General features: G+C 71.0%; 20 protein-coding genes. 11 read left to right on the forward strand and 9 right to left on the reverse strand.

All coding sequences use genetic code 11. The features are described from left to right. The first annotated feature begins 45 nt into the window (after positions 1–45). Together GF068_RS22010 and GF068_RS22015 are read left to right on the forward strand one after the other, a co-directional pair. Complete coding sequence (locus tag GF068_RS22010; RefSeq protein WP_153821407.1) at positions 46–1704, forward strand: hypothetical protein; 1659 nt, start codon at positions 46–48, stop codon at positions 1702–1704. Further along, positions 1698–2873, forward strand: coding sequence for a porin family protein (locus GF068_RS22015; RefSeq protein ID WP_153821408.1), 1176 nt, complete (start codon positions 1698–1700; stop codon positions 2871–2873). The genes GF068_RS22010 and GF068_RS22015 overlap by 7 nt, the downstream gene beginning before the upstream one ends. On the opposite strand, the gene bioD is transcribed toward GF068_RS22015, so the two are convergent. The 3 genes from bioD to zapA are packed head-to-tail and all read right to left on the reverse strand — an operon-like array spanning position 2870 to position 5000. After that, positions 2870–3547 (reverse strand): ATP-dependent dethiobiotin synthetase BioD, encoded by a 678-nt coding sequence (gene bioD, locus GF068_RS22020; protein ID WP_338046503.1) that lies wholly within the window; start codon positions 3545–3547, stop codon positions 2870–2872. The genes GF068_RS22015 and bioD overlap by 4 nt on opposite strands. After that, on the reverse strand, positions 3544–4677 hold the full coding sequence (locus GF068_RS22025) for an aminotransferase class I/II-fold pyridoxal phosphate-dependent enzyme (protein WP_153821410.1): 1134 nt from the start codon (positions 4675–4677) through the stop codon (positions 3544–3546). Before GF068_RS22025 ends, bioD begins: the two co-directional genes overlap by 4 nt. Next, positions 4674–5000 carry a cell division protein ZapA gene (gene zapA, locus GF068_RS22030; protein ID WP_153821806.1) on the reverse strand — a complete coding sequence of 109 codons (327 nt, stop codon included), beginning with the start codon at positions 4998–5000 and terminating at the stop codon, positions 4674–4676. The genes GF068_RS22025 and zapA overlap by 4 nt, the downstream gene beginning before the upstream one ends. Before the next feature lie 414 nt (positions 5001–5414). Here zapA and GF068_RS22035 point away from each other — a divergent pair, with 414 nt between their 5' ends. Continuing rightward, the gene (locus GF068_RS22035) at positions 5415–6020 is read left to right on the forward strand and encodes a hypothetical protein (RefSeq protein WP_153821411.1); all 606 of its coding nucleotides are present in this window, start codon (positions 5415–5417) and stop codon (positions 6018–6020) included. 62 nt (positions 6021–6082) lie between these two features. Here GF068_RS22035 and GF068_RS22040 read toward each other — a convergent pair whose 3' ends face one another. From GF068_RS22040 to aroC, 3 genes are all read right to left on the reverse strand, one after another. After that, positions 6083–6805: a hypothetical protein gene (locus GF068_RS22040; protein ID WP_153821412.1), complete on the reverse strand. Its 723-nt coding sequence runs from the start codon at positions 6803–6805 to the stop codon at positions 6083–6085. A gap of 81 nt (positions 6806–6886) precedes the next feature. Next, on the reverse strand, positions 6887–8488 hold the full coding sequence (gene aroB / locus GF068_RS22045) for a 3-dehydroquinate synthase (protein ID WP_153821413.1): 1602 nt from the start codon (positions 8486–8488) through the stop codon (positions 6887–6889). A 621-nt stretch (positions 8489–9109) separates the two neighbouring features. Further along, entirely contained in the window at positions 9110–10273 is a 1164-nt protein-coding gene (gene aroC, locus GF068_RS22050; protein ID WP_153821414.1) for a chorismate synthase, read from the reverse strand. Positions 10274–10381: 108 nt separating this feature from the next. On the opposite strand from aroC, the gene GF068_RS22055 reads away from it, so the two are divergent. Genes GF068_RS22055 through GF068_RS22070 form a run of 4 tightly spaced genes read left to right on the forward strand, consistent with a single transcriptional unit; the run spans position 10382 to position 14783 of the window. Continuing rightward, the gene (locus GF068_RS22055) at positions 10382–10717 is read left to right on the forward strand and encodes a DUF167 domain-containing protein (protein WP_153821415.1); all 336 of its coding nucleotides are present in this window, start codon (positions 10382–10384) and stop codon (positions 10715–10717) included. Next, the gene (gene dapF / locus GF068_RS22060) at positions 10714–11571 is read left to right on the forward strand and encodes a diaminopimelate epimerase (protein ID WP_153821416.1); all 858 of its coding nucleotides are present in this window, start codon (positions 10714–10716) and stop codon (positions 11569–11571) included. Before GF068_RS22055 ends, dapF begins: the two co-directional genes overlap by 4 nt. Beyond that, positions 11568–13367, forward strand: coding sequence for a response regulator (locus GF068_RS22065; protein WP_153821417.1), 1800 nt, complete (start codon positions 11568–11570; stop codon positions 13365–13367). Before dapF ends, GF068_RS22065 begins: the two co-directional genes overlap by 4 nt. A 9-nt stretch (positions 13368–13376) precedes the next feature. Continuing rightward, positions 13377–14783 (forward strand): DUF4388 domain-containing protein, encoded by a 1407-nt coding sequence (locus GF068_RS22070; RefSeq protein WP_153821418.1) that lies wholly within the window; start codon positions 13377–13379, stop codon positions 14781–14783. A gap of 10 nt (positions 14784–14793) precedes the next feature. On the opposite strand, the gene GF068_RS22075 is transcribed toward GF068_RS22070, so the two are convergent. Continuing rightward, a complete protein-coding gene (locus GF068_RS22075) occupies positions 14794–15933 on the reverse strand; it encodes an FIST signal transduction protein (RefSeq protein WP_153821419.1) in 1140 nt (379 codons plus the stop codon). Beyond that, positions 15930–16610 carry an STAS domain-containing protein gene (locus GF068_RS22080; protein ID WP_170319608.1) on the reverse strand — a complete coding sequence of 227 codons (681 nt, stop codon included), beginning with the start codon at positions 16608–16610 and terminating at the stop codon, positions 15930–15932. Before GF068_RS22080 ends, GF068_RS22075 begins: the two co-directional genes overlap by 4 nt. A 308-nt stretch (positions 16611–16918) precedes the next feature. Here GF068_RS22080 and GF068_RS22085 point away from each other — a divergent pair, with 308 nt between their 5' ends. The 3 genes from GF068_RS22085 (at position 16919) to GF068_RS22095 (ending at position 19895) form a co-directional block, all read left to right on the forward strand. Next, the gene (locus GF068_RS22085) at positions 16919–17524 is read left to right on the forward strand and encodes a hypothetical protein (protein WP_170319609.1); all 606 of its coding nucleotides are present in this window, start codon (positions 16919–16921) and stop codon (positions 17522–17524) included. A 157-nt stretch (positions 17525–17681) separates the two neighbouring features. Beyond that, entirely contained in the window at positions 17682–18794 is a 1113-nt protein-coding gene (gene ald / locus GF068_RS22090; protein WP_338046504.1) for an alanine dehydrogenase, read from the forward strand. 21 nt (positions 18795–18815) lie between these two features. Next, positions 18816–19895: an isocitrate/isopropylmalate dehydrogenase family protein gene (locus GF068_RS22095; protein ID WP_338046505.1), complete on the forward strand. Its 1080-nt coding sequence runs from the start codon at positions 18816–18818 to the stop codon at positions 19893–19895. Between the two features lie 46 nt (positions 19896–19941). Here GF068_RS22095 and GF068_RS22100 read toward each other — a convergent pair whose 3' ends face one another. Next, complete coding sequence (locus GF068_RS22100) at positions 19942–20598, reverse strand: Uma2 family endonuclease (protein WP_153821423.1); 657 nt, start codon at positions 20596–20598, stop codon at positions 19942–19944. Between the two features lie 186 nt (positions 20599–20784). Here GF068_RS22100 and GF068_RS22105 point away from each other — a divergent pair, with 186 nt between their 5' ends. Continuing rightward, positions 20785–24162 carry a response regulator gene (locus GF068_RS22105; RefSeq protein ID WP_240807194.1) on the forward strand — a complete coding sequence of 1126 codons (3378 nt, stop codon included), beginning with the start codon at positions 20785–20787 and terminating at the stop codon, positions 24160–24162. Positions 24163–24510 lie beyond the last annotated feature (348 nt).

Raw genomic sequence — 24510 nt, forward strand, 5'->3', positions numbered from 1 at the left:
AATGCATTGAACCGAGGGAGGCGGAGGGCGCGACGCTTGGGGGTCGTGGCCGCGTTTTGCCTCCTCGGGATCGGGACGGGCGCCCTCGCGCAGACGAAGACGTCGGCCCCGGGCGCGGCGGAGCCTGCCGAGATCACGGGAACGGTGCTCGCCCTCGAAGAGGAAGGCGAGGAGCTGATCCTGGACCTCGGGGCGAACCAAGGAGCGACGGAAGGCGCGACGGTCGAGATCTGGCGCCCGCTGAAGCTCAAGCACCCCGTGACCGGGAAGGTGATCTCGGACCGATTCAAGATCGGGACGCTCGAGCTCGGGCAGGTGCGCCCCTCGATGTCGATCGCCAAGGCGAGCAGCACCCTCACGCGGACCCCCGAGAAGGGCGACCTCGTGATCCTGCGCAAAAAAAACCAGCCGGCCGCGCCCGAAACCAAGAGCCCGACCGAGGAGCCGGACAAACCCGCCGGCGGGGAAACGACCGGCGGCGACCCCGAGGCGCTCGTCATCGCCACGATGTTCAGCAAGCTCGAAGGCGCCGACCTGGTGACCCGCATCAAGGCGTACGAGGATTACGTCCGGGAGAAACCAAACGGCCGGTATGCGCGGGTGCTCTACGAAGAAGCGGCCTCGCTCCGCCGGCTGCTCGAGGCCGACGGCAAACCGAGCCCAAAGAAGCCCAAAAAGGCCCAGGTCGATCGGACCGAGCCCACGCTCGTGAGCTTCTCGCGGCCGAAGGCGGCCGTCTCCGGCACGCCGCTCGCGCTCGCGGTGGAGCTCGACGACCTGGCCACGGGCGCGATCCTGCACGTGCGCTCGAAGGGGAGACCGACCTACACGCCGCTCGTCATGGCGAGCGCCGGCCCCGGCTACTGGACCGCGACCGTGCCCGGCGACCGGCTCGTGACCCCGGAGATCGAGTACTTCATCGAAGCCACGATGGAGAGCGGCGCCGCGAAGGCCGTCGTGGGCCTGCCAGGTTCGCCCGAGCGCATCCAGATCGAGAGCGCGCCCAGGATCACGCGACCTGAAAAACGTATCGCTTCAGCGATGTTGCTCACGGATTTTGCCGACTACAACGGGCTGAAGGGCGACGATCGGGTCTGGCAGACGGAGGGCACGTTCGGGCTGCGGTACGGCGACACGGGGGTGCGCGCGTTGCGCACGGGCTTCGGCGTCTATCGGGGCGTCGGCGGCTCGCTCAACGACCTCGACGTGCTCGGGCTCTCGGGCCGGCCGGTGGGGCTGACCTACGGCTACCTCGAGACGGAGGTGGCCTTCCACCGGCTGTTTTCGGTGATCGGGAGGGCGGCGATCGGGCTGCTCGACGACGGGATCTCGGGCGGCGGGCAGGTGCTCGTCCGCATCGGCAACGACCGCGAGACGAACCTGGTGCTCGGCGGCGAGCTGCTCGGCGGCGTGGGCACCCGCGGCTTCACGCAGCTCGAGCTGAACACCTTCAAGCGCGTGCCCATCCTCATCCGGACCGAAGTGACGAACCAACCCGCCGGGTCGAGCCTCTCGTCGCCCCCGGACGAGGACGGACAGCCAACGCAGTCGACGAACGAAGGCGAGGTCGGCGCGCGCGGGATCGTGCAGGTGGGCTACCGGATCACGCCGGGGTTCGTCGTGGCGGCGCGCGTGTCGTTCCAGGGCCGAACCATCAACCATGCAGGGCCGGGCTTCGGCGGAGCCGTGGGGTACGAATGGTGACGCGCTCTTTCGCGAGGACCCTCGTTGCCTTCTCGGCGGCCGCGCTCTCGCTCGCGCTCGTGAACGAGGCCGCGGCGCAAAAAGCCGAAGACCCGAGCCGCGCCGAGGCCCCGGCGCCGAGGACGCCGCGGATCCACCACGCGCCGATCGCCAGCGCCGAGCCGGCGAAGAAGCTCGTGCTGGAGGCGTCGTTCGAGCACCCGGAGCTCCTCCGGAACGTGCTCGCCGTCTACCAGACGTCGCTCGGCGAGATGAAGGCCGTGCCGTTCCAGCGCGGGGGCGACAAAGGTTACGTCGCCGTCATCCCGGCCGAGGCGCTCAAGGCGCCGGGGATCGGCTACACGATCGAGGTCGAGCAGACGAACGGGACACGTTTCTCGGCGTTCGCCTCGCGCAAGCAGCTCCACCCGGTCAGCGTGATCGAGGACCGAACGGACGCGCAGGAGCGAGCCGCGCTCAGCCGACTCGGCGGGCGTCGCTCGGTGGTCGGGGTGGCCGGCGAGTACATGGGGTTCGGGACGACGACGGCGACGCGGGCCATCCCGTGCGCGGCGGGTCAGCCGACCTGCACGCAAGGGGAGGACGTGGTGCCCTCGGTGGACGAGCAATACTACCGGGTCGAGGCGACGTACACGTATCGGCCGCTGCGTACGGTGGCGGAGTTCGGGTTCCGGCTCGGGCTGGTGCGGGGTCGATCGCTGGTGTCGCTGTCGGAGCTCGACGAGGAGCGGTACAAGGTCGGCCTGAACTTCGGCGCGGCCCGCATCCGCTTCCGGCTGCTCGAGCTCTGGCACGTGGAGACGGAGCTCCTGACGAGCGTGACGGAGATCGGCTTCTCGGTCGGTATCGGGGGTTCGACGTTGATCGGCGATCCGTACGGTTCGAAGCTCATCCTCGGGTTCGAGTCGATCGGCCTCGGCGACAGCGCGCCGTTTGGGAACCGGTTCTACAGCCGGCTCGACCTGGTCGCCGGTGATCGGGTGATGGTCTCGCCGATCGTGGAGGTGACGGACATGCCCAACGCAGAAGCGTACGGCGTGCGTCTGCTCGGCGAGGTGGGGATCACGATCGGGCGCGGGTTCTCGGTGCAGGTGCGAGGCGGCTACCAGGCGCGCAGGTCGACGTCGGGCGGACCCGGGTTCGGCGGGAGCTTGCTGTACGCGTTCTAGAAGCCGAGCGCCTCGAGCAGAGACCGCGCCGCCGTCCTCACCTCCGGCGCGGTCGGCGTGGCCCGGGGGAACCCCCACACCTTCGAAACGATCCCCAACCCGACGAGCTCCTCCGCATTCGTCCCGGTGGACGCGTCCGCCACCGCCGGGGGCTGAAGCAGGAGCACCGGCGCCGGCAGGTCCGCGGCCAGGGTGCGGAGCGCGTGCAGCGTGACCGCGACATCATGGAGCACGCCCAGCCGATCCGGCGCCACGAGCAGGAGGTGGTCGGGCCGGAGCACACGCGCGAGGTCCAGGTTGAAGACGCCCGGCCCGAGCGGCGACAAGAGCGCACCCGCGGTCTCGAGGAGCAGCACCTCCGCCTCGGCACACGCGTCGGCCCACGCGGCCACGCGCTCCAGGTCGATGCGAGTCCCCACGCGACGCGCGGCGAGGTGCGGCGAGACCGGATCCGGCAGGGCGTAGGGCGGGGGATGTTTCACGTGAAACGTGCTGACCGCAGCGAGCGCCGCCGCGTCGGTCGCCGCCTCCGAGGGTTCGGACGGGACACCCGATTCGATGGGCTTGAGGCCCGCGACGGAGGCGCCGGCCGAACCAAGCGCCGAGACGAGGGCGACACCCGCATGCGTCTTGCCGACGCCGGTGCCGGTTCCGACGATGACGATGCGGCTCACGGGTTCCAGGTCTCCATGACGGTTTCCATGAAGGCATATAGGATCCGGGTGAGCTCGGCGTCGGTGAGGCGCGCGTGGGCGGTGACGCGAAGGCGCGAGGTGCCCGGGGGAACGGTCGGCGGGCGAATGGCCTGAACGAGGACCCCACGTTCGCGAAGGCGAGCAGAGACGCGGAGAGCATCCTCGGGAGCACCCACGAGGCAGGGGAGGATGGGTCCGTGCGAGGGGAGGAGCGCATCCCCCACGATGGAGGCGAGCCCCGCCCGCAAGCGCTCGGTGACCCTCTCCAGCCGAGCCCGCCCCTCGTCATCGGCAGCCACCCGGATCACCCGATGGCGGACGGCCGCCGCGAGGGTCGGGCTGATCCCCGTGGAGAAGACAAAACTCCGCGCCCGATTCCAGAGCCAGGTGCGAAGCACCATCGGCCCCGCCACGAACGCACCCTGAAGCCCAAGCGCCTTCCCGAGCGCCCCCACGAGCACATCCGGCCGAACCCCCACCCGCGCCGAGACCCCACGACCCCGCGGCCCGAGGGTCCCCACCGCGTGCGCCTCGTCGACGAACAAGGCCGCATCCCACCGATCACACGCAGCCCTGAGCCGAACGAGGTCGGGCGAATCGCCATCCATGCTGAAGTACGACTCGGTGACGAGCCAGCGCCGCCGCGCCCCCCGCGCCCGCTCGAGCGCAGCCTCGGCGGCGTCGGCGTCCCGATGGGGCACAACCACGACCGTGGCGCCGGAGAGGCGACACCCATCAATGATGGAGGCGTGGTTCAGCGCATCGGAGACGATGACGTCCCCAGGCCGAGCAAGCGCCGCGATGGCACCCACGTTGGCCGCATACCCGGACGAAAACAGGAGCGCCGCCTCGAAGCCAAGCCACTCCGCGATCGTCTGCTCGGCAAGCGCATGCTCGGCATGATGCCCACTGACGAGGCGTGAAGCACCAGCGCCGGAAGTGGTCTCCGAGGACGCAGGCCAGGGATCGGTGCCGTACCCGAGGTAATCGTTCGAGCAAAGGACGAGGCATCCCGCAGGCGGCGGCGCGTTCGGCTTGCGCAGGAGCCCAGCCTGTTCGAGCGCCTCGATCTCCGCCGCGAGGTGGCGGAGGGCGCCGAGCTCGGTCATCGGTGATCCTCGTCAGCCGGGGGCTCCGCCCCAGGTTCGAGGGCCCCAAGAGCCGCATCGACCCGCTCGAGCATGCGACCAAAAGCGACACGGGTGCGGGCAAGCTGGTCGTTGTGGCGAGCGCGCTCCTCCTCGAGGTCGTGCGCCAGCGCGAGCGCGGCGAGGAGGAGGGCCTGCGGGTTGACCATGCGGCCAGGTCCAGCAACCTGGGTGAGCTTGTCCTCAACCATGAGGGTGAGGCGGTGGAGCTCGTCGTCCGACGCGGAGGTGACGACACGATACGTCTGGCCGCCAATGCGGAGCTGGACCTGACGGCCACCCATGACGACGGGACCGTACCATGAAATGGAGGGCGGCTCATCCGGTAGCGTCGCCGCCGGGGTTTCCACCCCGGACCCCGACCAGGGGTTGTCCACCCCTGGACCCGGACCAGGCACGGCCTGGACCGAGGGGGGATGAACTGCGCAACGCGCAGTTCATCCCACGGGCCCGTGGCAAGACCAGCAACCACCTTGCCAGCGGAAACTGCAGCGCAGCCGGTGCCTGGTGGCGACGGTTTCCCTGTCGACAGCGCGCTAGCGCGCTGTCGCCCTCGGTCCAGGCCGTGCCTGGTCCGGGGGTGAAGGGGGGCGGACAGCCCCCTTCCGGGGCGCGGGGCAGCGCCCCGCTCCGCAGATGTTTCACGTGAAACATGGGTTTGCTTGACCCCGCGGGGGAGGGTGGGCGAAGGGAAGAGGATGGAAGGCAGCCGGGCGGGCTTGCGGTTGGGTCGGGTGTTCGGGGTGCTGGCGTTTGGCGTGTTGCTCCTCGGGGCGGGAGAAGCGCGGGCCGAGCCGCAGGGGACGGCTGGGTTGACGATCGGGGTCGCTGGGCGAGGGTTCGATCGGAGGATATGGGACCAGACGGTCTTCCATCTGGGGCTGCGGGGGGACGTGTTGTTTGGTCGGAGCAAGGTGACCGACTTCGGGTTTGGTCCCTATGCCGAGGTGGCGACACACGCCTTCGACGAGGTGCAGCTCGGGGCGGGGTTCTCGACGTTGTTCCCCGTCCTGCAGGCGTTGCCCATCGTCGCGTCGGTCGGCGGGTATGGCCGTTACGCCCCGCTGCAAGGGGTGGAGCCTGGGGTCGCGGGCGCGTTGTTCTGGGGGAGCCGGAGCTACAACTTCCACGCGAACTACGTGATGGCCGCCGGGTTGCTCGCGCAGTTCCGCTACGGGCTCGGGCCGTCGCGCGAGACCTCCATCGTCGTCAGCGCGCAGCTCGACCTCGTGGCCTTGAGCTTGCCGTTCCAGATCCTCGTGAACGCGTTCCGGGGGTCGCCCGCGACGAGGCCCGTGAAGTGACGGGTCGGGGGAGATGTTTCACGTGAAACGTCAAGGGCGGTCGGCCCCCGGCGGGTGAGGGCTCAGGGGGTGCAGACCGCGAGCCCGGGGCAGACTCGACAGTCCACGAAGCCATCCATCCCGATCCGGCACGCGGAGGTGGGGCCATCCGTCCGGTTCATGCAATCCGGACCCGCGATGGTCGGGTCGTCCGCTTCGGGGGGGAAGAACACGAGGCACCCGCGGCAAATGTCGATCGGCCACTGAAACTCGCCGGTGGCGGCCTCTTCGCCACCCAGCGTGTGCCCACGCACGATGACGCGGGCGACGACTTCGACGGGCGTGTTGCTGTCGCCGAGGGCTGCCGCGGAGCTGCCCGAGTCGACCAGCACGACATGCGCGAAGCCAAATCCGGGCTCGGCGCCCGTCGATGGATCGACGAACCCGGTGGCCGGCGCCGTGAAGGCGCCGAGCTCGTTGCCCGCCGCGTCGAAGGTGTGCACGTCAGCGCTCTCGAAGACCACCCGGGAGGTCTCCGTGCGCAGCGTCGCCGCGTTGCCGCGCCGGACCATCTGGTTGCCCACGAGCAGCGCCGCGCTGTACTCGGTGGCGAACGCGACGTCGAGCACGCCCCGCAAGAGGACCGGGGACGAGGGGTCGGCGTCGATCTCGCAGGTGTCTTCGTCGAACTTCAAGACCCCGCGCACGAAGAGGCTGCTCTCGTTCTCGGCGCAGCCAGGGCCGAGCACAGCGCCGAGGGCCAGAAGCGTGGTCAATCCGCCGACATGCCTACGCTGGATCTTCATGGTCAAGGAGCCTCCCGAGACACCCGAGGTCAACGACCAGTGTATCGGGAAAGTCCACGAGCCGGCAAAGAACCGCAGGGTTCAGACGGCGCCCGCCTGCAAGCCCGCTCGTAACAATCGCCCGAGCGCGTCGAGCGAGAGCAGCTCGATCCGAGGTCGACCCAGCCCCTCGAGCAACACGGTCCGGATGCCCGAAGCCGTGCGTTTCTTGTCGAGCGCAGCAAGCCGGAGCGCCTCGTCGAGCGGCTCACGCGAGAGGTCCGTCGGCAGCCCGAGGTCGGCGAGCAGGCGCTCGATCCGCGCGGCCGCCTCGGGCTCGGTGACGCCGAGGGCACGCCCGACCCGCAAGATGGCGATCATGCCGAGGGAGACGGCCTCGCCATGCGTGAGGCGGGTATACGCCCCCGCAGCCTCGAGCCCATGGCCGAGGGTGTGGCCGAAGTTGAGCAGGACCCGATCGCCGGACTCGCGCTCGTCCCGGGTGACGATCGCCGTCTTCACCCGGACTGCGCCGAGGACCATCTCCCGAACGAGGTCGAGGTCGCGGGCGAGGACACGCTCACGCTCACGGACGAGCAGGTCGAAGAGGGAGGTGTCCGCGATGGCGGCAGCCTTCACGACCTCGGCGAGGCCGGAGATGTAGGCGCGCGCCGATTCGCTCTGCACCCGCGCAGGGTCGATGAGCACGGCCGAGGGTTGATGGAAGGTGCCGACGGCATTCTTGGCGAGCCCGAGGTCGACGCCGGTCTTCCCGCCGACGGCCGCGTCGACCATCGAGAGCAAGGTCGTCGGCATGGCGACCCACCGGACGCCCCGCAGGAGGAGGGACGCGGCGAACCCGGCCACATCGGAGACGACGCCGCCCCCCAGCGCCACCACGAGGGCCTCGCGGTCGGCGCCGGACTCGACGAGGGCCGCGAGGATTCGCTCGACCGCCGGGAGCTGCTTGTGTGGCTCGCCGGGCGCAAGGACGACGGTGGCAGGAACACGCAGGCCGGCGTGGCGGAGGGCCTCGAGGACCGGGTCGAGGGCGAGGGGCGCGACGTTCTCGTCGGTGACGACAAAGACGGCCGAGGGGGCGAGGTGGCGAGCGACCTCGGCGAGGGTGTGCGGGGCGTCGTGGGTGAGGCGAACGGGATAGGAGCGCGCGCCGAGAGGGACGAGCAGGGTGGGGTCGAGCCAGGCGCGAAGGACGGCATCGGCGAGCTCGGCAGGAGGTCGATCGTCGGTGCGGACGTGGGCATGGGCCTCGGCGTAGGCAGGGGCGCGGGTGGCGAGGAGGGCGCGGAGGCGCTGGAGGCGATCGGGGGCTTCGTCGAGGAGGGGCCGGCCGGGCGCGGAGGTGCGGGCGGCGAGGGTGTCGGGGCGAGCGGTGAGGGTGACGACGTGGGCGTGGGCGAGGGCGAAGGCGCGGAGCTCGGGGTCGAGGAGGGTGCCGCCGCCGAGGGAGATGACGCGAGGCTCGGGGGAATCGAGGAGGCGGCGCAGGGTGTCGGCTTCGAGGGCGCGGAAGGCTTGTTCGCCGCGTTCGGCGAAGAGGCTGGGCACGGAGTGGCCGGTGGTCTGGGTGATGACAGCGTCGAGGTCGAGGAAGGGGACTCCGGCGCGGGATGCGACGAGGGGGCCAAGGGTGGATTTGCCTGAGCCCATGAGGCCACTGAGGAGGAGAGGGAGCGGAGGCATGGGGGTTACGATTCGATGGGAAAGGGGATTTGTCGAGTCCGGGGGAGCGCTTCAGGGGAGGGGGCGCCGGGCGGCGTGTGTTCGGGGGGGCTGGGGGGTCCCCCCGAACTCGCGAGCCACGCCGGTCCGGACCGGATGGGGGTTCGAGGTTTGGGCAAGACCACGGAGGGTATGGAGGGGGGCGACGGGCTAGGTCACAGGGGTGAGGGGAAGGGGTTGTGGTTGCGGAAGGGGAGGCGTGGCTCGCTCAAACAACAGGACCCACCCCCCAGCCCCCCCGAACACACGCCGCCCAGCGCCCACAACACGATGCTCCCGTTCAGCAGGAGGAGGAGCCGAAGGTGAACGGGGATTGGCTTCGCCGAGGGTTGAAGGGGGGCGAAGGTGAACGGGGACCGGCTTCGCCGAGGGTTGAGGGGGGCGAAGGTGAGCGGGTACCGGCTTCGCCGGGGGTCGAGGGGCAGCGAAGTCGGTCAGGGACCAGCTTCGCTGAAGGTTGAGGGGGAGCGAAGGTGGTCGGCGTCCGCCCCTCTCCCGGAGGGAGAGGGGTTGGGGGTGAGGGTGTTCCGGGTGAGCCGAGTCTGCCCCCCCAGCACCAATGTTTCACGTGAAACGTCCCGGTCAGTAGGCGGCGAGCTGGGCGCGGTAGGTCTCCAGGTTGCGCCGGAGCTCGCCGAGGCTGTCGCCGCCGAACTTCTCGAGGAGGGCATCGGCGAGGGTGATGGCGACCATGGCTTCGCCCACGACGGAGGCGGCGGAGACGGCGCAGATGTCGCTGCGCTCGTGGGCGGCGTCGAAGGGCTCTTTCGTGTGGACGTCGACGGAGGGGAGGGCCTTCTTGAGGGTGGCGATGGGCTTCATGGCGGCACGGCAGAGGAGGGGCATGCCGTTGGTGATGCCACCTTCGAGGCCGCCGGCGCGGTTGGTGGGGCGGTCGAAGTGGTGGGCAGGGTCGTAGGTGATGGGGTCGTGGACCTGGGAGCCGCGCAGGGTGGCCGCGGTGAAGCCAAGGCCAAGCTCGACGCCCTTGATGGCGTGGATGCTCATGAGGGCCTGGGCCAGGCGGCCGTCGAGCTTGCGGTCCCACTGGACATGGCTGCCAAGGCCAGGCGGGAGGCCGGTGGCGATGACCTCGAAGACGCCGCCCAAGGTGTCGCCGGCATGCGAGGCCTCGTGGATGGCCGTGCGCATGGCGGCCTCGGCCGCAGGGTCGACGCAGGCGAGGTCGGAGGCGCGGGCGCGGGCGCGGAGGTCGGGGAGGGGGAGGTCGGGGAGGGTGGCGGTGATGGGGCCGATGGAGACGACGTGGGCGAAGATGTCGATCCCGAGGAGGGAGAGGAGCTTGCGGCAGACGGCGCCGACGGCGACGCGGGAGGCGGTCTCGCGGGCGCTGGCGCGTTCGAGGATGTCGCGCAGGTCTTTGCGGTCGTACTTGAGGCCGCCGGCGAGGTCGGCGTGGCCGGGGCGGGGGCGGGTGAGGGCCTCGGGCGGCGCAGGGAAGGGGTCGGGGCCCATGCGGCCCTGCCAGTTGGCGTGGTCGCTGTTGTTGATGCGCAGGGCGATGGGCCCGCCGAGGGTCTCGCCACCCCGGACGCCGCCGGTGAGCTCGGCCCGGTCGGTCTCGATTTTCATGCGGCCGCCACGGCCGTAGCCGCGCTGACGCCGGGCGAGGTCGTGGTTGATGTCCTCCGAGAGGAGGGGCAAACCCGCCGGGATGCCCTCGACGATGGCCGTGAGGGAAGGTCCGTGAGATTCACCCGCCGTCATCCAACGAAGTCGCGCCATGCCCACACGCTAGCCCACGGAGGCGGGACGCAAAAGGATCGCTCGAAAGATTGAATTGATGAACCGTATGGACGGCTCGGTTTGCGCTAGGATGCGCCCTACCGCGCGATGTCGAAAGCAACGAACCAGATCCCCGGGGAATGGGCGCGGCTCGAGATGAGCGAGCGCGCCGGCGCCGTGCGCTTCTCCGTGCATGTGCGTCCGAGGTCGTCCCGATGTTCGATCCTCGGGGTGCGCGAAGGCGCGCTCGACGTGGCGCTGACAGCGCCGCCCGCCGAAGGCGCCGCCAACGAGGAGCTGCGCAAGCTCCTTTCGAAGGTGCTCGAGGTGCGCCGCGCCGACGTGAACATCCTCGTGGGCGTGAGCAGCCGAAGCAAGCTGCTGGAGATCAACGGGACGAGCTCGACGACCGTGCGCGAGCAGTTCAGCAAGGCGAAGCGATGAGCACGCTCGCGTTCGAGAAGTGGGAGGGGCTCGGCAACGATTTTGTCGTCGTCGAGGTGAGCTCGGAGCAGGCGGTGTCGCCCGAACAGGCGCGCCTGCTCTGCGATCGGCATCGAGGCATCGGCGCGGACGGGGTGCTCCTGGTGATCGGGGGAGGGACGCCGCGTATGGTCGTGCTGAACGCCGACGGGTCGCGGCCCGAGATGTGCGGCAACGGGCTGCGATGCGTGGCCGCGTTCCTCGCGGAGCGCGGCGGCGCCGAGGGGTTGTCGATGATGATCGGCACGGACGCAGGGGACAAAGCGTGCGTGATCGAGCGAAGGGGCCCGGGACTCTACGACGTGACCGTGGACATGGGTCGAGCGACGATGGGCCCGCGGCTCGAGGTGGAGGCGGAGGGCAAGCGGCACGGGTTCACGACGGTGGACGTGGGCAACCCGCACGCGATCACGTTCGAGCCGTACGCCGAGGCGGAGGTCGATCGGCTGGGGCCGAAGGTGGCGACGGCGCCGGCCGGAGGGATCAACGTGGAGTTCTGCCGGGTGCTCGATGAAGGAGCGCGGACGCGGATCGCCGTGACGGTGTGGGAGCGCGGGGTGGGGCGGACGCTCGCCTGCGGGACGGGGGCCTGCGCGGTGGCCGCGGCGGCCTGTGAGGAGGGTCGGGCGGCGCGAGCGGCGCCGATCGAGGTGGTGCTGCCGGGCGGCGCGCTCGAGATCACGGTGGACGAGGCGCGCGGGTTGCAGATGAAGGGGCCGGCGCGGAGGGTGTTCCGAGGGACGTGGGAATCGAGCTTCGACCTTGGCGAAGGTCGCACGACGCCCGCATCGTGGGCCGGCGAGAGCACGCCATGATGAACTCGATGCCGCCGATCCCCGCGTCCCGCCGCCGGCCGCTCGATCGGGGCGGCGCGCCCGCGCTCACCGTGCTCTGCATCGCGCAGGACGCCGCCGTGCGCGAGCTCCTGCCGCGTGTCTTGCGCTTCGACAAGGTGCTCGTGACGGCCGACTTCTCCGAGGCGTTCATGATGGCCACGAGCGAGGCGCCGGACATCGCGTTCGTGGAGCTCGGCATCGGCGACGGGGCAGGGCTGTCGCTCGTGCACCACCTGAAGGCGCTCGTGCCGGACATCAGCGTGGTCACGCTGGCGACGAAGAAGAACCTCGACGCCGCCGCGAACGCGCTCTCGCTCGGCGCGTCGGGCCTGCTCCTGATGCCGCTCTCGGGCGACGACGTGCTGAGCTCGGTCTGGGGCATCAAGCAGCGGCTCGTCGAGCGCGCCGAGCGCGACCGGCTGGAGCGCGCCGCCGCCGTGAGCGCCCGCGCGACGGGCTGGATCGCCCGGATCGCCGAGGTGGCCGAGGCCCCGGACCGGACGAGCGCCGCGAAGGAGCTCGTGGAGATCCTCGTGGAGGTGACGGGCGCGAAGGGCGGCGCCGTGTACCTGGCCGGTGATACGCCGCAGGAGCTCGTGCTCGGGGCGGCGAGCCCGAGCCTGGAGGGCGCGCCGTCAGCGGGGACCGAGCAGCGTATCCTGGAGACGTTCGCCACGCCGCGGCGGTTGCTCGCCGTGCCGCTCGGGTCCCGCAACGTGGCCGCCGGGTACGTGCTGCTGGAGGAGGAGAAGCCCCGGACAGGGGAGGGGGGGCCGAGCGCGGATCCGCCCATCGACGGGATCATCCGGCTGCTCACGAACGTGGCCGCGACGGCGATCGCGATGCTCGGCGAGCGCGAGCGGGCCGCGCGGGGCGGGGCGGCGATCAAGGACCCGACGTCGAGCGCGTACTCGTTCGCGTATTACGTGGACGTGGCCGGTCGGGAGATCGGGCGCGCGCGGCGGTACGGCCGGCGGTTCTCGATCGTGACGATGGTGTACGAGCCAGTGCCGGGGCAGGCGTCGCTCTCGGCGACCGAGTTCGCCGACCGGATGCTCGCGACGGTGCACGACACGGACGTGCTCGCGCGCGTGGACGAAAACGAGTTCCACCTGCTGCTGCCCGAGACGAGCGGGCTCGGGGCGCACTCGGTGCGTCGGCGCATCGCGCGGCTCGGGACGGGGGAGAAGTCGGCCGCGAGCCGCGCGTTGCTCGTCGGCGCGGCGGCGTTCCCGCACGACGGGCAGGACCTCGGCAAGCTGCTCCGGGTCGCGCGGGCGCGGGCCGAGGCGAGCAAGTCGTCGGTGGTGCACAGGCTCGACCCGGATTCGAACACGGTGCCGGACCTGCTCGAGATGCTCATCTGGGAGACGGTGAACGCGGCGCCGGCGCGGCAGACGTCAGCGGTGCGGCCGATCGAGCTCGACACGGCGGAGGCGCAGGCGCTCGCGCAGGCGGTGGTGGCGGACGCGCAACGAGGCGGGGCGGCGACGATCGTGGTGGCGCACCACGCGGGCCTGTGCCTCGGCGCGGCGGTGCGCTCGGCGCTGGGGCACGAGGTCGACAACGTCGCGCTGCACGCGCTCGACCTGCGCGCCGTGCCGGGCTGCGAGCGGATCGAGGCGCTGGCGGTGATCGCGGAGCACGGGGCCTACGCGCTTCTGGCGCGGCACGACGACGGCATCTTGCGCGGCGCGCACGCGGCCGACCCGCTGCTCGCCGACGTGCTGGCGGAGAGGCTCGGCCGGGCCGCGGGCGTGCGGGTGATCGGGTAAGGGAAGGCCATGTCGCGACGCGTACTCCTCGTGGACTCCGATGTCGACGCGCTCGGCGCGCTGGCCTCCCAGCTCCGGGCCATGGGCCTCGGGGTGGCGAACGCGAACAGCGCCGAGAGCGCGCTCGAGCAGGCCTACCAGAGCCGGCCCGACGTGGTGCTCGCGGCGCGGCAAGTCGATCGCGGCGGCAACGTGCGCGCGGCGTTCAAGGAGAAGGCCGAGTTCGCCGACATCCCGGTGCTCTTCCTGGTCGACAAGCTCGGCGCGCGGGAGCTCGAGCCGGACGAGGTGATGCGGGTCGACGTCGACCAGATCGTCTCGCGTATCTCGGAGGTGTCGCGCCGGGTGTCGCGCCCGCCGCTGCCGGCGGACATCCGCGGCGACCTGGAGCAGGTGCCGCTCGTGGACATGTTGCAGCTCCTGGCGATGAACCGTCGCACGGGGACCTTGAGCCTCACGACGGCGCGAGGTCCGGGCGACGTGAAGCTCGTCGAGGGGCAGATCGTCGACGCGAGCTTCAGCCGCCGGACGGGGGAGCGCGCGCTCTACCGGCTGCTCGCCGAGCGCCGGGGCCGCTTCGCCTTCTCGCCCGGCGAGCCGTCGAGCGCGCGCCGCATCCAGGCCTCGACGAACATGCTGCTGATGGAGGCGATGCGGCAGGTCGACGAGCTCAACGAGCGCCGCGCGACCCTGGCGCCCGAGGGCGAGGTGTTCGCCCTGTCGGACCTGGCGAGCCTGTCGGGGCTGCTCGACGGGCCGGAGTCGATGCCGGATCCGTCGTCGATGCGAGGCCGGATCTTCGAGCTCCTGCAGATGCCGCGTAGCATCGACGAGCTGCTCGACGAGATCGACGGGCCGGACCTCGAGATCCTCGAGGCGCTCGGGCAGCTCAAGAAGAGCGGCAAGATCAAGATGATCCCGCTGGCGACGTTGACGACGCCGCTGGCGACGCCGGAGCAGATCCCGATCTTGCGATCGCTGGCGACGCGCCTGGTGCGGCCGGGGTTCTCGGCGCCGCCGCGGCTGGTCCTGGCGACGAGCGCGTCGCGGCTGGGGGTCTTGGCCTACTCGATGCGGCGGATCACGGACGTGGCGGTGGCGCCGGAGCCGACGGCGCGCGCGCCGCTGCCGCGCCCGCTGGGGACGATGCGGCTCGGGGAAGGGGTGGAGGTCGCGGTGATCGGCCTGCCGACGGACGAGACGATGGCGCCGACGTGGGCGCTGTCCTTGCCGGGGACGGCGGCGGTGGTGCGGGTGGGCGACGCGGAGCGCGCGGCGCTCGAGGCACATTGCGAGGCGGTGGAGGTGATGCTGCTCGAGGCCGACGGGCTCATCGGGGCGTTCGACGCGACGATCCCGGCGGAGCTCGCGGCGCTGCTGCGGTCGGCGCTCGAGTCGGCGGCGGGGGCCTGGTAGGGCGGGGACGTCAGCCCCGGAGGAGCGCCATCGTGAACGTCTCGTCGTGGTGCATGGTCACCCCGTCGACGGGCGAGAACTCGCCGGCGCAATAAAACCCGACCTTCGGCACGCCTTCGAGCCGCGCGAACGTCTCGCGCAGCTCCTCGCGATACCGCGGGCCGAGCACCATCTTCCGACCGCCACAATCGAAGAAGAGCGCGAGGCTCGGCTCCGGCATCGACGCGACGAGCTTCGCCCCGACCTCGTTCGCGCCTCGGATCACGTCGTCGCGCGTCGCCCGGGTCATACGAATCCGCGCGCCCTCGGGGATGTCGCCGCCGAACACGAGCGCCCGGCGCGCCTCGTCCACGCCCTTCACCGAGCGCAGGAGCGCGATGGCCTCTTGCGCGTCGACGATCCCGATCGGAAAGTCCGCGCTCACGGACGGCATCTCGCCCGCCCGCGGGCCGAGGTATTCGAGGTAGAGGTCGAGCGCGGGGCGACCGTCGATCTCGAGCACGACGTTGCCGTTTTCGACCCGCGTGCAGATGTGCGTCGCGCCGATCGGCACCCAGCCGCTCTTCGCGCCCGCCACGAGCTCCACCGGCCCGCGGAACCCGAGCGCCACCGCGCCGCCCGAGAGGACCCGGCGATCGAGGATCTCGTACGCCCGCTCGAACCGACCGTCGTCGATGGCCATGCCGCCCACGATCGGGAAGGTCGCGCCGAGAATGTCCTGCAGGCCCTGGATGAGCCGGTCCGTGTTCACGAGGCCGTCCGCGAGTAACACGAGCAGCTTCGGCCCGAAGGCTCTTGCTCGCTCGCCGAGCTCGCGCCCCGCCTCCCGCTCCCGGCCCGCGAGGTCCTCCACGGAAAACCCCTCGGCCTCCACGCCGCCGCCGAGACACAGGCCCATCGCCGTCACCGAGCGCGAGAGGCCTCCCTCTTCGCCGATCTCCGCGAACGTCGAGCAGCCGACAACCCGCGTCCGCGCCGGCAGGTCGCGGCCGAAGCCCTCCATCACGACGTGGGCGTCGAGGTGGCCCGCGATGAACAAAAGCACGAAGTCGGGCGCTCTTCCGAGCCCATCGGAGAGCTCCCCCCAGGCGAGCGCCCCCGCCTCCCGCGCGTCGTCGTGCTGGATCGATATCGTCTTCGCCTCGATCATCGTGATGAACCCTCCCGCTCCTTCTGCTGGCACCACCGCAGCGCATCCCGCAGGTGCCGCTCGATGCGGACGCCCGTGAGGTCGATGCCCTCGCGGATCATCGCACGAGCGACGTCACCCTGGACCCCCGTGATCACGACCGCCCCGCCGAGCAGGCGCACCGCCTGGAAGAGCTGCCCGAGGTGGCAAGCGGTGCGCTCGTCGAGCGACTCGACGCCCGTCAGGTCGACGACCGTGAAGCGAATGGCCTTTTCGCAGATCGCCTGGAGCAGCCGCTCCGTGAGCCGCGCGGCTCGCTCGTCGTCGAGCACGCCGATGAGCGGGATCGCCAGGGCGCGGGGGCCGACGTGGAGCAGGGGGACGGAGAGGAGGTGGATCGCGCGGCGTTGCTCCTCGATGAGCGCGATCTTCGTGCGGAGCTCGGCTTCGAGCTCGCTCATGCCGGTCTCCTGGATCCGCTCGAGCGTGCCGATCCGCGCGTCTTGCTCCTGCGTGGCCTCCTCGAGCTCTCGATAACGGTTCTCCCAGCGCCGGGCCTGCTGCTCGGCCTTGCGGAGCGCGCGTGAGAGCTCGTTGTGCCGCTCGAGCAGGTGGCGGACCTCCGGCGAGCGCTTCACGACGTCGCAGCTTTCACACGGCGCGAGCCGCTCGCCGAGCTGTTCGAGGGGGAGGCTCATTCCCTCGTCGAAGCGAAGAACACAAGGATCGCAACGCATCAGAAGTCATCCGTCTCGGTGTGGGTACGTCGCCTGAGCAAGCAGCCCCCCTCTACTCCAGCACATCACGGCATACAATCTTTTGCGTGCACCCGAGCATACCGACGACCTGCGTAAGCATTTTTGCGCTGCATTCGTTCGGGCGAGAGGTTGTTACGTAACGGTCGAATTTTTCTGCGGAGCACGGATACGAGGTCTGGACAATACGCGAGAGGAGGTGTTACTGGCGGCTCCCCCAAGTCGAGCACGAGCGTTTGCTCGATGACGAGATGAGATTGGAGACGGTGGTGTTCAATCGTGTACGATCCATTGCAGAAGCGCGGAGCCGCGGCGCTGGAGCTTTTGGTGTGGTTTTGCTCCTCGCCGGCGCGCTCAGCGGATGCGCGATGCTTTTTGGCTCCCCGGAGAGCAAGCTCCCCACCCTCGAGGAGCATTCCGATGGGACCCGGACCGTGGCGCTGGAGAACCTCGGTCTTCAGGTTCGAGGGCCCAAGGATATCGATCGTTATGGCGCGGAGGAAGGGTACGTCCGCGTCTTCTGGGGCGCATCCCGGATGTACGTGGTCATCGACAAGAAGGATCCCAGCCCGGACGCCGAGACCAAGCTCACGGAGCTCAGGACCGCCTCGACGGGTTTCTCGCTCGGAGAATCCGAGTCCTTCGAGAACGGCTGGGACCTGTATTACTCCTTCCTGAATGGCAAGGTTCAGAAGAGGATCGGGTACTACAGCCAGGTGACCGTCGACGGGACGTCGTATCGCTGCTTCATCGAGGATGGCGTCAACAATATCGATGCAATGCGCATGGCGCAGAAGCTCTGCCGCTCTGCCACCAAGCTGACGCCCCCGAGCGCCAAACCGAACGCCGACGGCTGACGCACCGCGGTCGCGCACCGCGCCACGAAAATCCGGACATCCCCGCCATTCGCCGCGTCGCGTCGTTTCGCGGAAGCCCTTCCCGACCTCCCGCCTTCTGCTATCGTCGCGCGCGCCATCGCGGCGCCCAAGCGTCGACAGATCGGGAGGAAGCATCGTGCTCATCGGAGTTCCGAAGGAGATCAAGACCAGGGAGTATCGCGTCGGGATGACGCCGGCAGGCGTCCGCGCCTTCGTGGGCCGGGGGCACAAGGTGCTCGTCCAGCAAGGCGCCGGCGAAGGCAGCGGCATCAAGGACGAGGCCTACGTGCGCGCCGGCGCGACCATGGTGCCGACGGCAGCCGATGCCTGGGGCGCCGAGATGGTCGTGAAGGTGAAGGAGCCGCTCGCCGCGGAGTACGGGTTCTTCCGGAAAGACCTCATCCTGTACACGTACCTGCACCTCGCGGCCGAGCCCGAGCTCACGAAGAAGCTCGTCGAGACGGGCGTCGCGGGCGTGGCGTACGAGACGATCGAGCTGCCCGACGGGTCGCTGCCGCTCCTGCGGCCGATGAGCGAGGTCGCAGGCCGCATGGCGGTGCAGGTGGGCGCGGCGTGCCTGCAGAAGGAGCACGGCGGCAAGGGCATCCTGCTCGGCGGCGTGCCCGGCACGCGGCGCGGGCGCGTGGTGATCCTCGGCGGCGGCGTGGTCGGCAAGAACGCCGCGACGATCGCGGTCGGCATGGGCGCGCAGGTGACCGTGCTCGACGTGCGCGGCGAGACGATGGAGTACCTCGAGGACGTGTTCGGCGGGGCGATCGAGACGCTCTACTCGAACGCGGACAACATCGAGGCGTGCGTGTCGCGCGCAGACCTCGTGATCGGCGCGGTGCTCGTGACGGGCGCGAAGGCGCCGAAGCTCGTCACCGAGAAGCTGCTCACCGAGATGGAGAAGGGCAGCGTGGTGGTCGACGTGGCCGTGGATCAGGGCGGCTGCATCGAGACGTGCCGCCCGACGACGCACGACAACCCGACCTACGAGGTGCACGGCGTCGTGCACTACTGCGTGGCGAACATGCCGGGCGCGGTCAGCCACACGAGCACCTGGGCGCTGACGAACACGACGCTGCAGTACGGCCTCGCGATCGCGGACAAGGGCGTGGCGGCGGCGGCGCGCGCGGATCGCTCGATCTTGCTCGGCTTGAACACGTTCGGCGGCGCGGTGACGTACGACGCCGTGGCGCAGGCGCACAACCTCGATTTCGTGCCGGCGGAGCGCGCGCTCGGCTGATCCGAGCGGAAAGGGAGAGCCGTGGGATCGCAGCGCAAGAAGATCGCCATCATCGGGGGAGACGGGATCGGGCCGAGCGTCACGCACGAGGCGAAGCTTCTGCTCGAGGTCTACCGAGACAAGGCGGGCTTGCCGCTCGATCTCTGGGAGCTCGACCTGGGCGCCGATCGCTTCCTGCGCGACGGCGTGACGTTCCCGAAGGAGATCCAGATCGCGGTGCAACGCGAGTGCGCCGCGGTCCTCCTCGGGGCGCTGGGGGACCCGCGCGTGCCCGGCATGGAGCACGCGCGGGACATCCTCTTCGGCATGCGCTTCGGCTTCGACCTCTACGCGAACGTCAGGCCCGTGAAGGCGCTCTCGGATCGCCTGGTGCCGCTCAAGGGTCGAGGCGCGAAGGACGTGGACATCGTGGTGTTCCGCGAGAACACCGAGGGCGTCTACGTCGGCATGGGCGGGCAGTTCAAGCGAGGCACGCCCGACGAGGTCGCGATCAACGAGGACCTCAACACACGCAAGGGCGTCGAGCGGATCGTGCGCGCGGCGTTCGAGTACGCGAAGCGCACGGGGCGCAAGCGCGTGTGCATGGCGGACAAGTCGAACGCGATGCGGCACGCGCACGAGCTCTGGCTACGCGTGTTCGACGAGGTGCGGCGCGAGTACCCGGAGATCGAGTCGCGCCACCTCTACGTGGACGCGCTCTGCCTGCTCGTGATCCAGGACCCGACGCAGTTCGAGGTGCTGGTGATGAACAACCTCTTCGGCGACATCGTGACCGACCTCGGCGCGGCGCTGCAGGGCGGGCTCGGGATGGCGGCGAGCGCGAACGTGCACGCCTCGGATCCGGGGCGCGTGGCGCTCTTCGAGCCGGTGCACGGCTCGGCGCCGCCGCTCGCGGGCAAGGACATCGCCAACCCGTTCGCGGCGCTCCTGACGGTGGGCATGATGCTCACGTACCTGGGTTGGCCGGACGAGGAGAGGCGGATCGAGCGGGTGGTGGCGGCTGCGATCGAGGAGAAGGCGTGCACGGTGGACGTGGGCGGCACGCTCGGCACACGCGCGGCCGCGGCGTGGGTGCGCGAGCGGGTGGCGAGGGAGCTGTAGGCACGATGGATGGTGCTGCCAGCGGCGGACGCGGTGACCTGGCGCCTCAGTGTCTCCCGCGTTCGTCGTTCGCCTCCTCGCCGTCGTCGCCCTCCTCGCCGTAGTCGCCCTCCTCCGCCCTAGCGTCGTCGACCGTCTTCCAGAGGTCGGCCAGATCGAGCTCGAGCCCTTCGCATCCGGGCACGGTGATGCGCTCGTCCGAGGCTTGCCGCGCGATCGTGTACCGCCCATCCGCGCCGAGCTCCAGGATCTCGAGGAGCCGCGCATCAGGGTCGAGAAGCCAGTACCAGCGCACGCCGAAGCACGCGTAGTCACCGAGCTTCTCCACGCGATCGCGCCGCACGTCGCGCGCACGCCGGGAGATCACCTCCACCACCAGGAGCGGAGGTACCCGAGAGAGTGGCGCCTGCCAGTTCACCCTTGTGCGGGGCGCGTACACCGCCACGTCGGGCTTGCGGCCACGGCGCGGGGCCACGCCGAGCTTGTGCTCGGAGCCGAGCACGCGCCCGCCGGTTTGCTTCGCCCAGGTCATGAGCTCGTACAAGAGCCATCCAACGATGAGCTCGTGCAAATTCGTCGGCACCTCTTCCTCCACCAGCACGCCGTCGACGAGCTCGCCCGGCTCGTCCTCGTCCATGTCGGCCCACTGCTCGAGCGTCATCGGTCCCGGCTGAAGCACGTCTGCCATCGCAAATGCCACCATGCGACGCAGCATACCTCGGCGCGTGAGTAACGGCTCCACAAACGCTACGTCGACGCGAGGGGGCCGGCAGTTGCGTAAAATCGCACGGCCGATCGCGATCAGGCCCCCCGCGTGCATCGCCACAAATTGGAGCTGCCCCGCCGACCCGTGATACGGCCCCAACCAATGGGCGCGCAAGCTACCGCGTTGGACCGAACTGAAGGCGGACGTCCCGAGGCCATGGGCGTGATCACGCTCGAGGGCATCGCTCCGCCCTTGACGCCCGAGCGGCGCCCCGAGGCGGCCAAGGAGGCTCGGCCAGCGCCCTCTCCCGAGCGGCTCGGCGGCGTGCGCGCCGACTTCGTGGCCACCCTCGGCCGCCGCGTCGTCGAGCTCCGCACCGCCGTCACCAAGCTCGCCGAGGAGCCAGCTTCCCCCGCGCGCCGCGACGATCTGCGCAGGCGCGTGCACGCCCTCGCCGCAGCCGCGAGGCTCCTCCGGTTCAACAAACTCGCCGAGGAGCTCAAGAGCGGCGAGGCCCTCGTCGACCGTATCGCCGAGCGCGGGAGGCTCACGGACGACGAGTGGAAAGAGCTGCGAAGCCTGCTCGATCGTCTGCCCGAGCTCGCCTGGGGTGAGGCCTCGCTCCTCCAGCCGGAGCGCGACGCCGCGCCGCGATCGGCGAGCAGCGGTCCACGCACGTTGCCCTCGGCCGAGCGCCCCGAAAGCGAGAGGGCGCCGGGCGCGTCTTCGGGCATCCCGCAGACCGTGCTCTTCGTCGGACCCGAGAAGCTCGCCCATTCCCTCGCGAAGGATCACGCCGAGGAGGCCGCTTCCTTCTTCGAGGTCGAGCGCACCGAAGACATCGCCGCCGCGCCCGACCTCGCGCGCGCGCTCGCGCCCGACGTCATCGTCATCGACGCGGACAGGCCCGGCGCGCGAGAGCTCGTCGCCTCCCTGCTCGCCGATCCCCTCATCGAAGAGGTCCCGCTCGTCTTGCTCGGGCGCTTCTCCCGGCCCGACGACGCGGCGCTCTACGCGGCGCTCGGCGTCACGCGGACCCTGCCGAAGCCCGTCTCCCCCGATGCCCTGCGCAAGGCCTGCGCCGAGGTGATCACGAGCCAGGTGCGCCGCGAGATCGCGCGCGCGCCGATCGGCGAGGTCACGCTGGACGACCTCGGCGCGCGCCTCGCCGACGAGCTACGCCGCGGCCTGTGCGACGCGGCCGACGCGCGCGCTCGCGCGACGCGGGTCGAGCTCGGCGAGGGCAGCGAGGTGCTCGCGGCGCTCTGGGGCGCGGTCGCGCGTATCCGGGACCTCGTCACGATCGAGTCGCAAGGCAAGGTCCGGTTCTCGCCGAGCGGGCCGGAGGGCGCGCTCCCGTTCGCGCCGTGGCTCGGCGGCCCCGAGCAGTCGGGCAAGGCGACCCGCGTGCGCGCGCTCGGCGAGGCCCGCGGCGCGCGCGTGCCCTCGCTCGATCGCCTGCGCGTGGTCGTGGCCGACGACGACGCCGCCGTCACCTGGTTCCTCGCGGGCGTGCTCCGCGCTGCCGGCGCCACCGTGTACGAGGCCCACGACGGCGAGCGCGCCTTCGAGCTCGCGTGCGAGGTCTCGCCCGACCTCGTCGTCAGCGACATCGTCATGCCCGGCCTCGACGGCTTCGCCCTTTGCCGCGCGCTCAAGCGGGATTTCGCGCTCCGTGACGTCCCCGTCGTGCTCCTCTCGTGGAAAGAGGACCTCCTCCAGCGCGTGCGCGAGCTCGGCGTCGGCGCCGACGGCTACCTCCGCAAGGAAGCCAGCGCCGCGGCGATCGTGCAGCGCCTGCGCGAGATCCTGCGCCCCCGCCTGCGCGTCGCCGAGCGCCTCGCGCAAGGCGGCGAGGTCCGCGGCCGCCTCGACGGCCTCACGCCTCGCACCTTGCTCGCGCTCGCCTGCGCCCACCGGCCTGCCTCCACGCTCACCGTGCGTGACGCGATCTACCTCTACGAGGTCGAGATCCGCGACGGCCGCCCCGTGCGCGCCACGCGCACCACGGCCGACGGCTCCTTCGAGCGAGGCCCCGGCGTGCTCGCGCGCCTCCTCGGCCTCGGCGCGGGTCGCTTCGTCGTCGCGCCTGCCGACGACGACACCGCGCGCCTCTCGGGGGCCCGCCCCGACCTCGAAGGCTCGCTCGCCGAGCAGCTCATCGCGCCGATCGCCTCGGCGCGCGCGGCGCAACGCCTGCTCTCGGGCGCGTCCCTCATGAACGCCACGCGGGTGGAGATCGACCTCGACCTCCTCGGCGCTGCCGAGCACGCGACCCCCGAGCCCTTGCGCTCCCTCCTGCGCTCGATCGCCGCCGGCGCCTCGCCCCGCGCGCTCGTCGCGAACGGCAAGGCCGCCGCGCACCTCGTCGAGGACGTCCTCTGCGACGCGGCCGCCCACGGCGCGATCACCGCCGTCGTCGGCGAGGCCGGCGCGGACCTGCTCACGCCGGCCGTGCATCGCGAGACCGAGCGGCTCCGCGGCGTGCGTCGTCCGCCTCCGCCGACGCTCGTCCCGGCGCTCGCGGACATCCTGCCCGAGCCCGCGCCGAGCACGCCGGAGCCGATCTCGGCGATCATCGACCGGTCGGCGACCCCTGGCCCGGTCTTCGCTCGCGAGGAGGCCTCGCCGGCCCTGTCGGTCCTCTCGCTCCAGCCCGACGAGGTCCTCTCGGTCGAGGTCGGATCGGTCCTCGACCTCGCGCACATGCCCACCGAGGAGCCGACGCTCGACGTGCGCCGCCCGGTGGTCGACGTGAAGCAGCCGTCGCCCACGCCTGTGCCCGTCGCTGCCGCCGCGCCCCCCGCCCCGCCCGCGCCTGCTCCCGCCCCGCGTGCCGCCTCGGTCGCGTCTGTTCGACCGATCCCGACCTCCCTTGGCACCCTCGTCCCCCCGCCGGTCGAGGATCTCCCGCCGCCCCCGCGTGCGTCCTTGCCCTCGGCCCACGCGCCTGCCGCGCGCACCCTCGATCCCGACAGCGAGAGCCGCCCGAGCCGCTTCCGTCGCAACGAGCGGGTCAGCCGCGACTCGGCGCCGCCCTCCCGCCGCGAGGGCAGCTCCCGCACCCGCCTGAGCGCCTGGATCCTCTTCGCCGTCGCCGGCACCGTCTTCGCCGTCGGCAGCCGCATCGCGAACCAGCGCGTCGCTCCGGCGCCCGCGCCCGCTGCGCTCGCCGCGCCGACCGCCGTTGCCTCCGCCGAGCCGCCTTCTGCCGCGACCGCGCCTGCCCCCGAGCCCGAGGCTACCGCGGCGGCCCCCGGCGATCGGCGCGAGGGTGAATCCGCCGACTTCCCGGTCATGCCCGAGGACCTCCCCCTCCGCGCCGAGCACAAGGTCCCTGCCGGCCAGGGCCTGCTCGAGGTCGTGGTCGGGCCGAGTGATTCGGTCCACGTCGACGGCCAGCTCGTCGGGACCGGGCCCGTCGTCCAGGCGAAGCTCGCCCCCAAGAAGGACCCGTACGAGATCCGCGTCCGCCTCCGCGGCGAGGAGCGCGTCCGGTTCGCCCTCGTCAAGGAAGGACGCTTGACGCGCCTGCGCATCGCGCCCCCCTGGTCACGTTGACGGTCCGATGGGGCCTCGTTCGGGCAGGTCGCGAAGCCGCTCCGTAACTTACGGCGCGCCTCCGCGGCGCTCACAAAGCGATTTCGTAGCCGTTTTGGCGGCGTCGCGGGTCCCGCGAAGGACTCTCGTAGCCGTTTTGGCGGCGTCGGGGGGCCCGCGAAGGACTCTCGTGGCCGTTTTGGCGGCGTCTTGGGACCCGCGGGCGCGACTCGATTTTCCGCGACGCCTTCCCGACCGCCGCGGAGGCGCCGAGGCCGGAACGAACGTCCTTCGCGACCCCCGCGGAGGGCTTTTTTGGTGAGCTATCTACAACAAGAACCCCCACAACCCCGCTTGACGCGCCTGCGC

Source organism: Polyangium spumosum, from assembly GCF_009649845.1.
Lineage (GTDB): Bacteria > Myxococcota_A > Polyangia > Polyangiales > Polyangiaceae > Polyangium > Polyangium spumosum.

Bases quoted from the DNA above. Each gene is read 5' to 3' on its own strand.
- GF068_RS22055 (WP_153821415.1), top strand. From the start codon at position 10,382: ATGTCGAAAGCAACGAACCAGATCCCCGGGGAATGGGCGCGGCTCGAG.
- GF068_RS22025 (WP_153821410.1), bottom strand. From the start codon at position 4,677: ATGACCGAGCTCGGCGCCCTCCGCCACCTCGCGGCGGAGATCGAGGCG.
- aroB (WP_153821413.1), bottom strand. From the start codon at position 8,488: ATGCCTCCGCTCCCTCTCCTCCTCAGTGGCCTCATGGGCTCAGGCAAA.
- dapF (WP_153821416.1), top strand. From the start codon at position 10,714: ATGAGCACGCTCGCGTTCGAGAAGTGGGAGGGGCTCGGCAACGATTTT.
- GF068_RS22070 (WP_153821418.1), top strand. From the start codon at position 13,377: ATGTCGCGACGCGTACTCCTCGTGGACTCCGATGTCGACGCGCTCGGC.
- GF068_RS22085 (WP_170319609.1), top strand. From the start codon at position 16,919: ATGAGATTGGAGACGGTGGTGTTCAATCGTGTACGATCCATTGCAGAA.
- GF068_RS22035 (WP_153821411.1), top strand. From the start codon at position 5,415: ATGGAAGGCAGCCGGGCGGGCTTGCGGTTGGGTCGGGTGTTCGGGGTG.
- GF068_RS22080 (WP_170319608.1), bottom strand. From the start codon at position 16,610: ATGAGCCTCCCCCTCGAACAGCTCGGCGAGCGGCTCGCGCCGTGTGAA.
- zapA (WP_153821806.1), bottom strand. From the start codon at position 5,000: ATGGGTGGCCGTCAGGTCCAGCTCCGCATTGGCGGCCAGACGTATCGT.
- GF068_RS22015 (WP_153821408.1), top strand. From the start codon at position 1,698: ATGGTGACGCGCTCTTTCGCGAGGACCCTCGTTGCCTTCTCGGCGGCC.
- aroC (WP_153821414.1), bottom strand. From the start codon at position 10,273: ATGGCGCGACTTCGTTGGATGACGGCGGGTGAATCTCACGGACCTTCC.
- GF068_RS22075 (WP_153821419.1), bottom strand. From the start codon at position 15,933: ATGATCGAGGCGAAGACGATATCGATCCAGCACGACGACGCGCGGGAG.
- GF068_RS22065 (WP_153821417.1), top strand. From the start codon at position 11,568: ATGATGAACTCGATGCCGCCGATCCCCGCGTCCCGCCGCCGGCCGCTC.
- GF068_RS22040 (WP_153821412.1), bottom strand. From the start codon at position 6,805: ATGAAGATCCAGCGTAGGCATGTCGGCGGATTGACCACGCTTCTGGCC.
- GF068_RS22100 (WP_153821423.1), bottom strand. From the start codon at position 20,598: ATGGTGGCATTTGCGATGGCAGACGTGCTTCAGCCGGGACCGATGACG.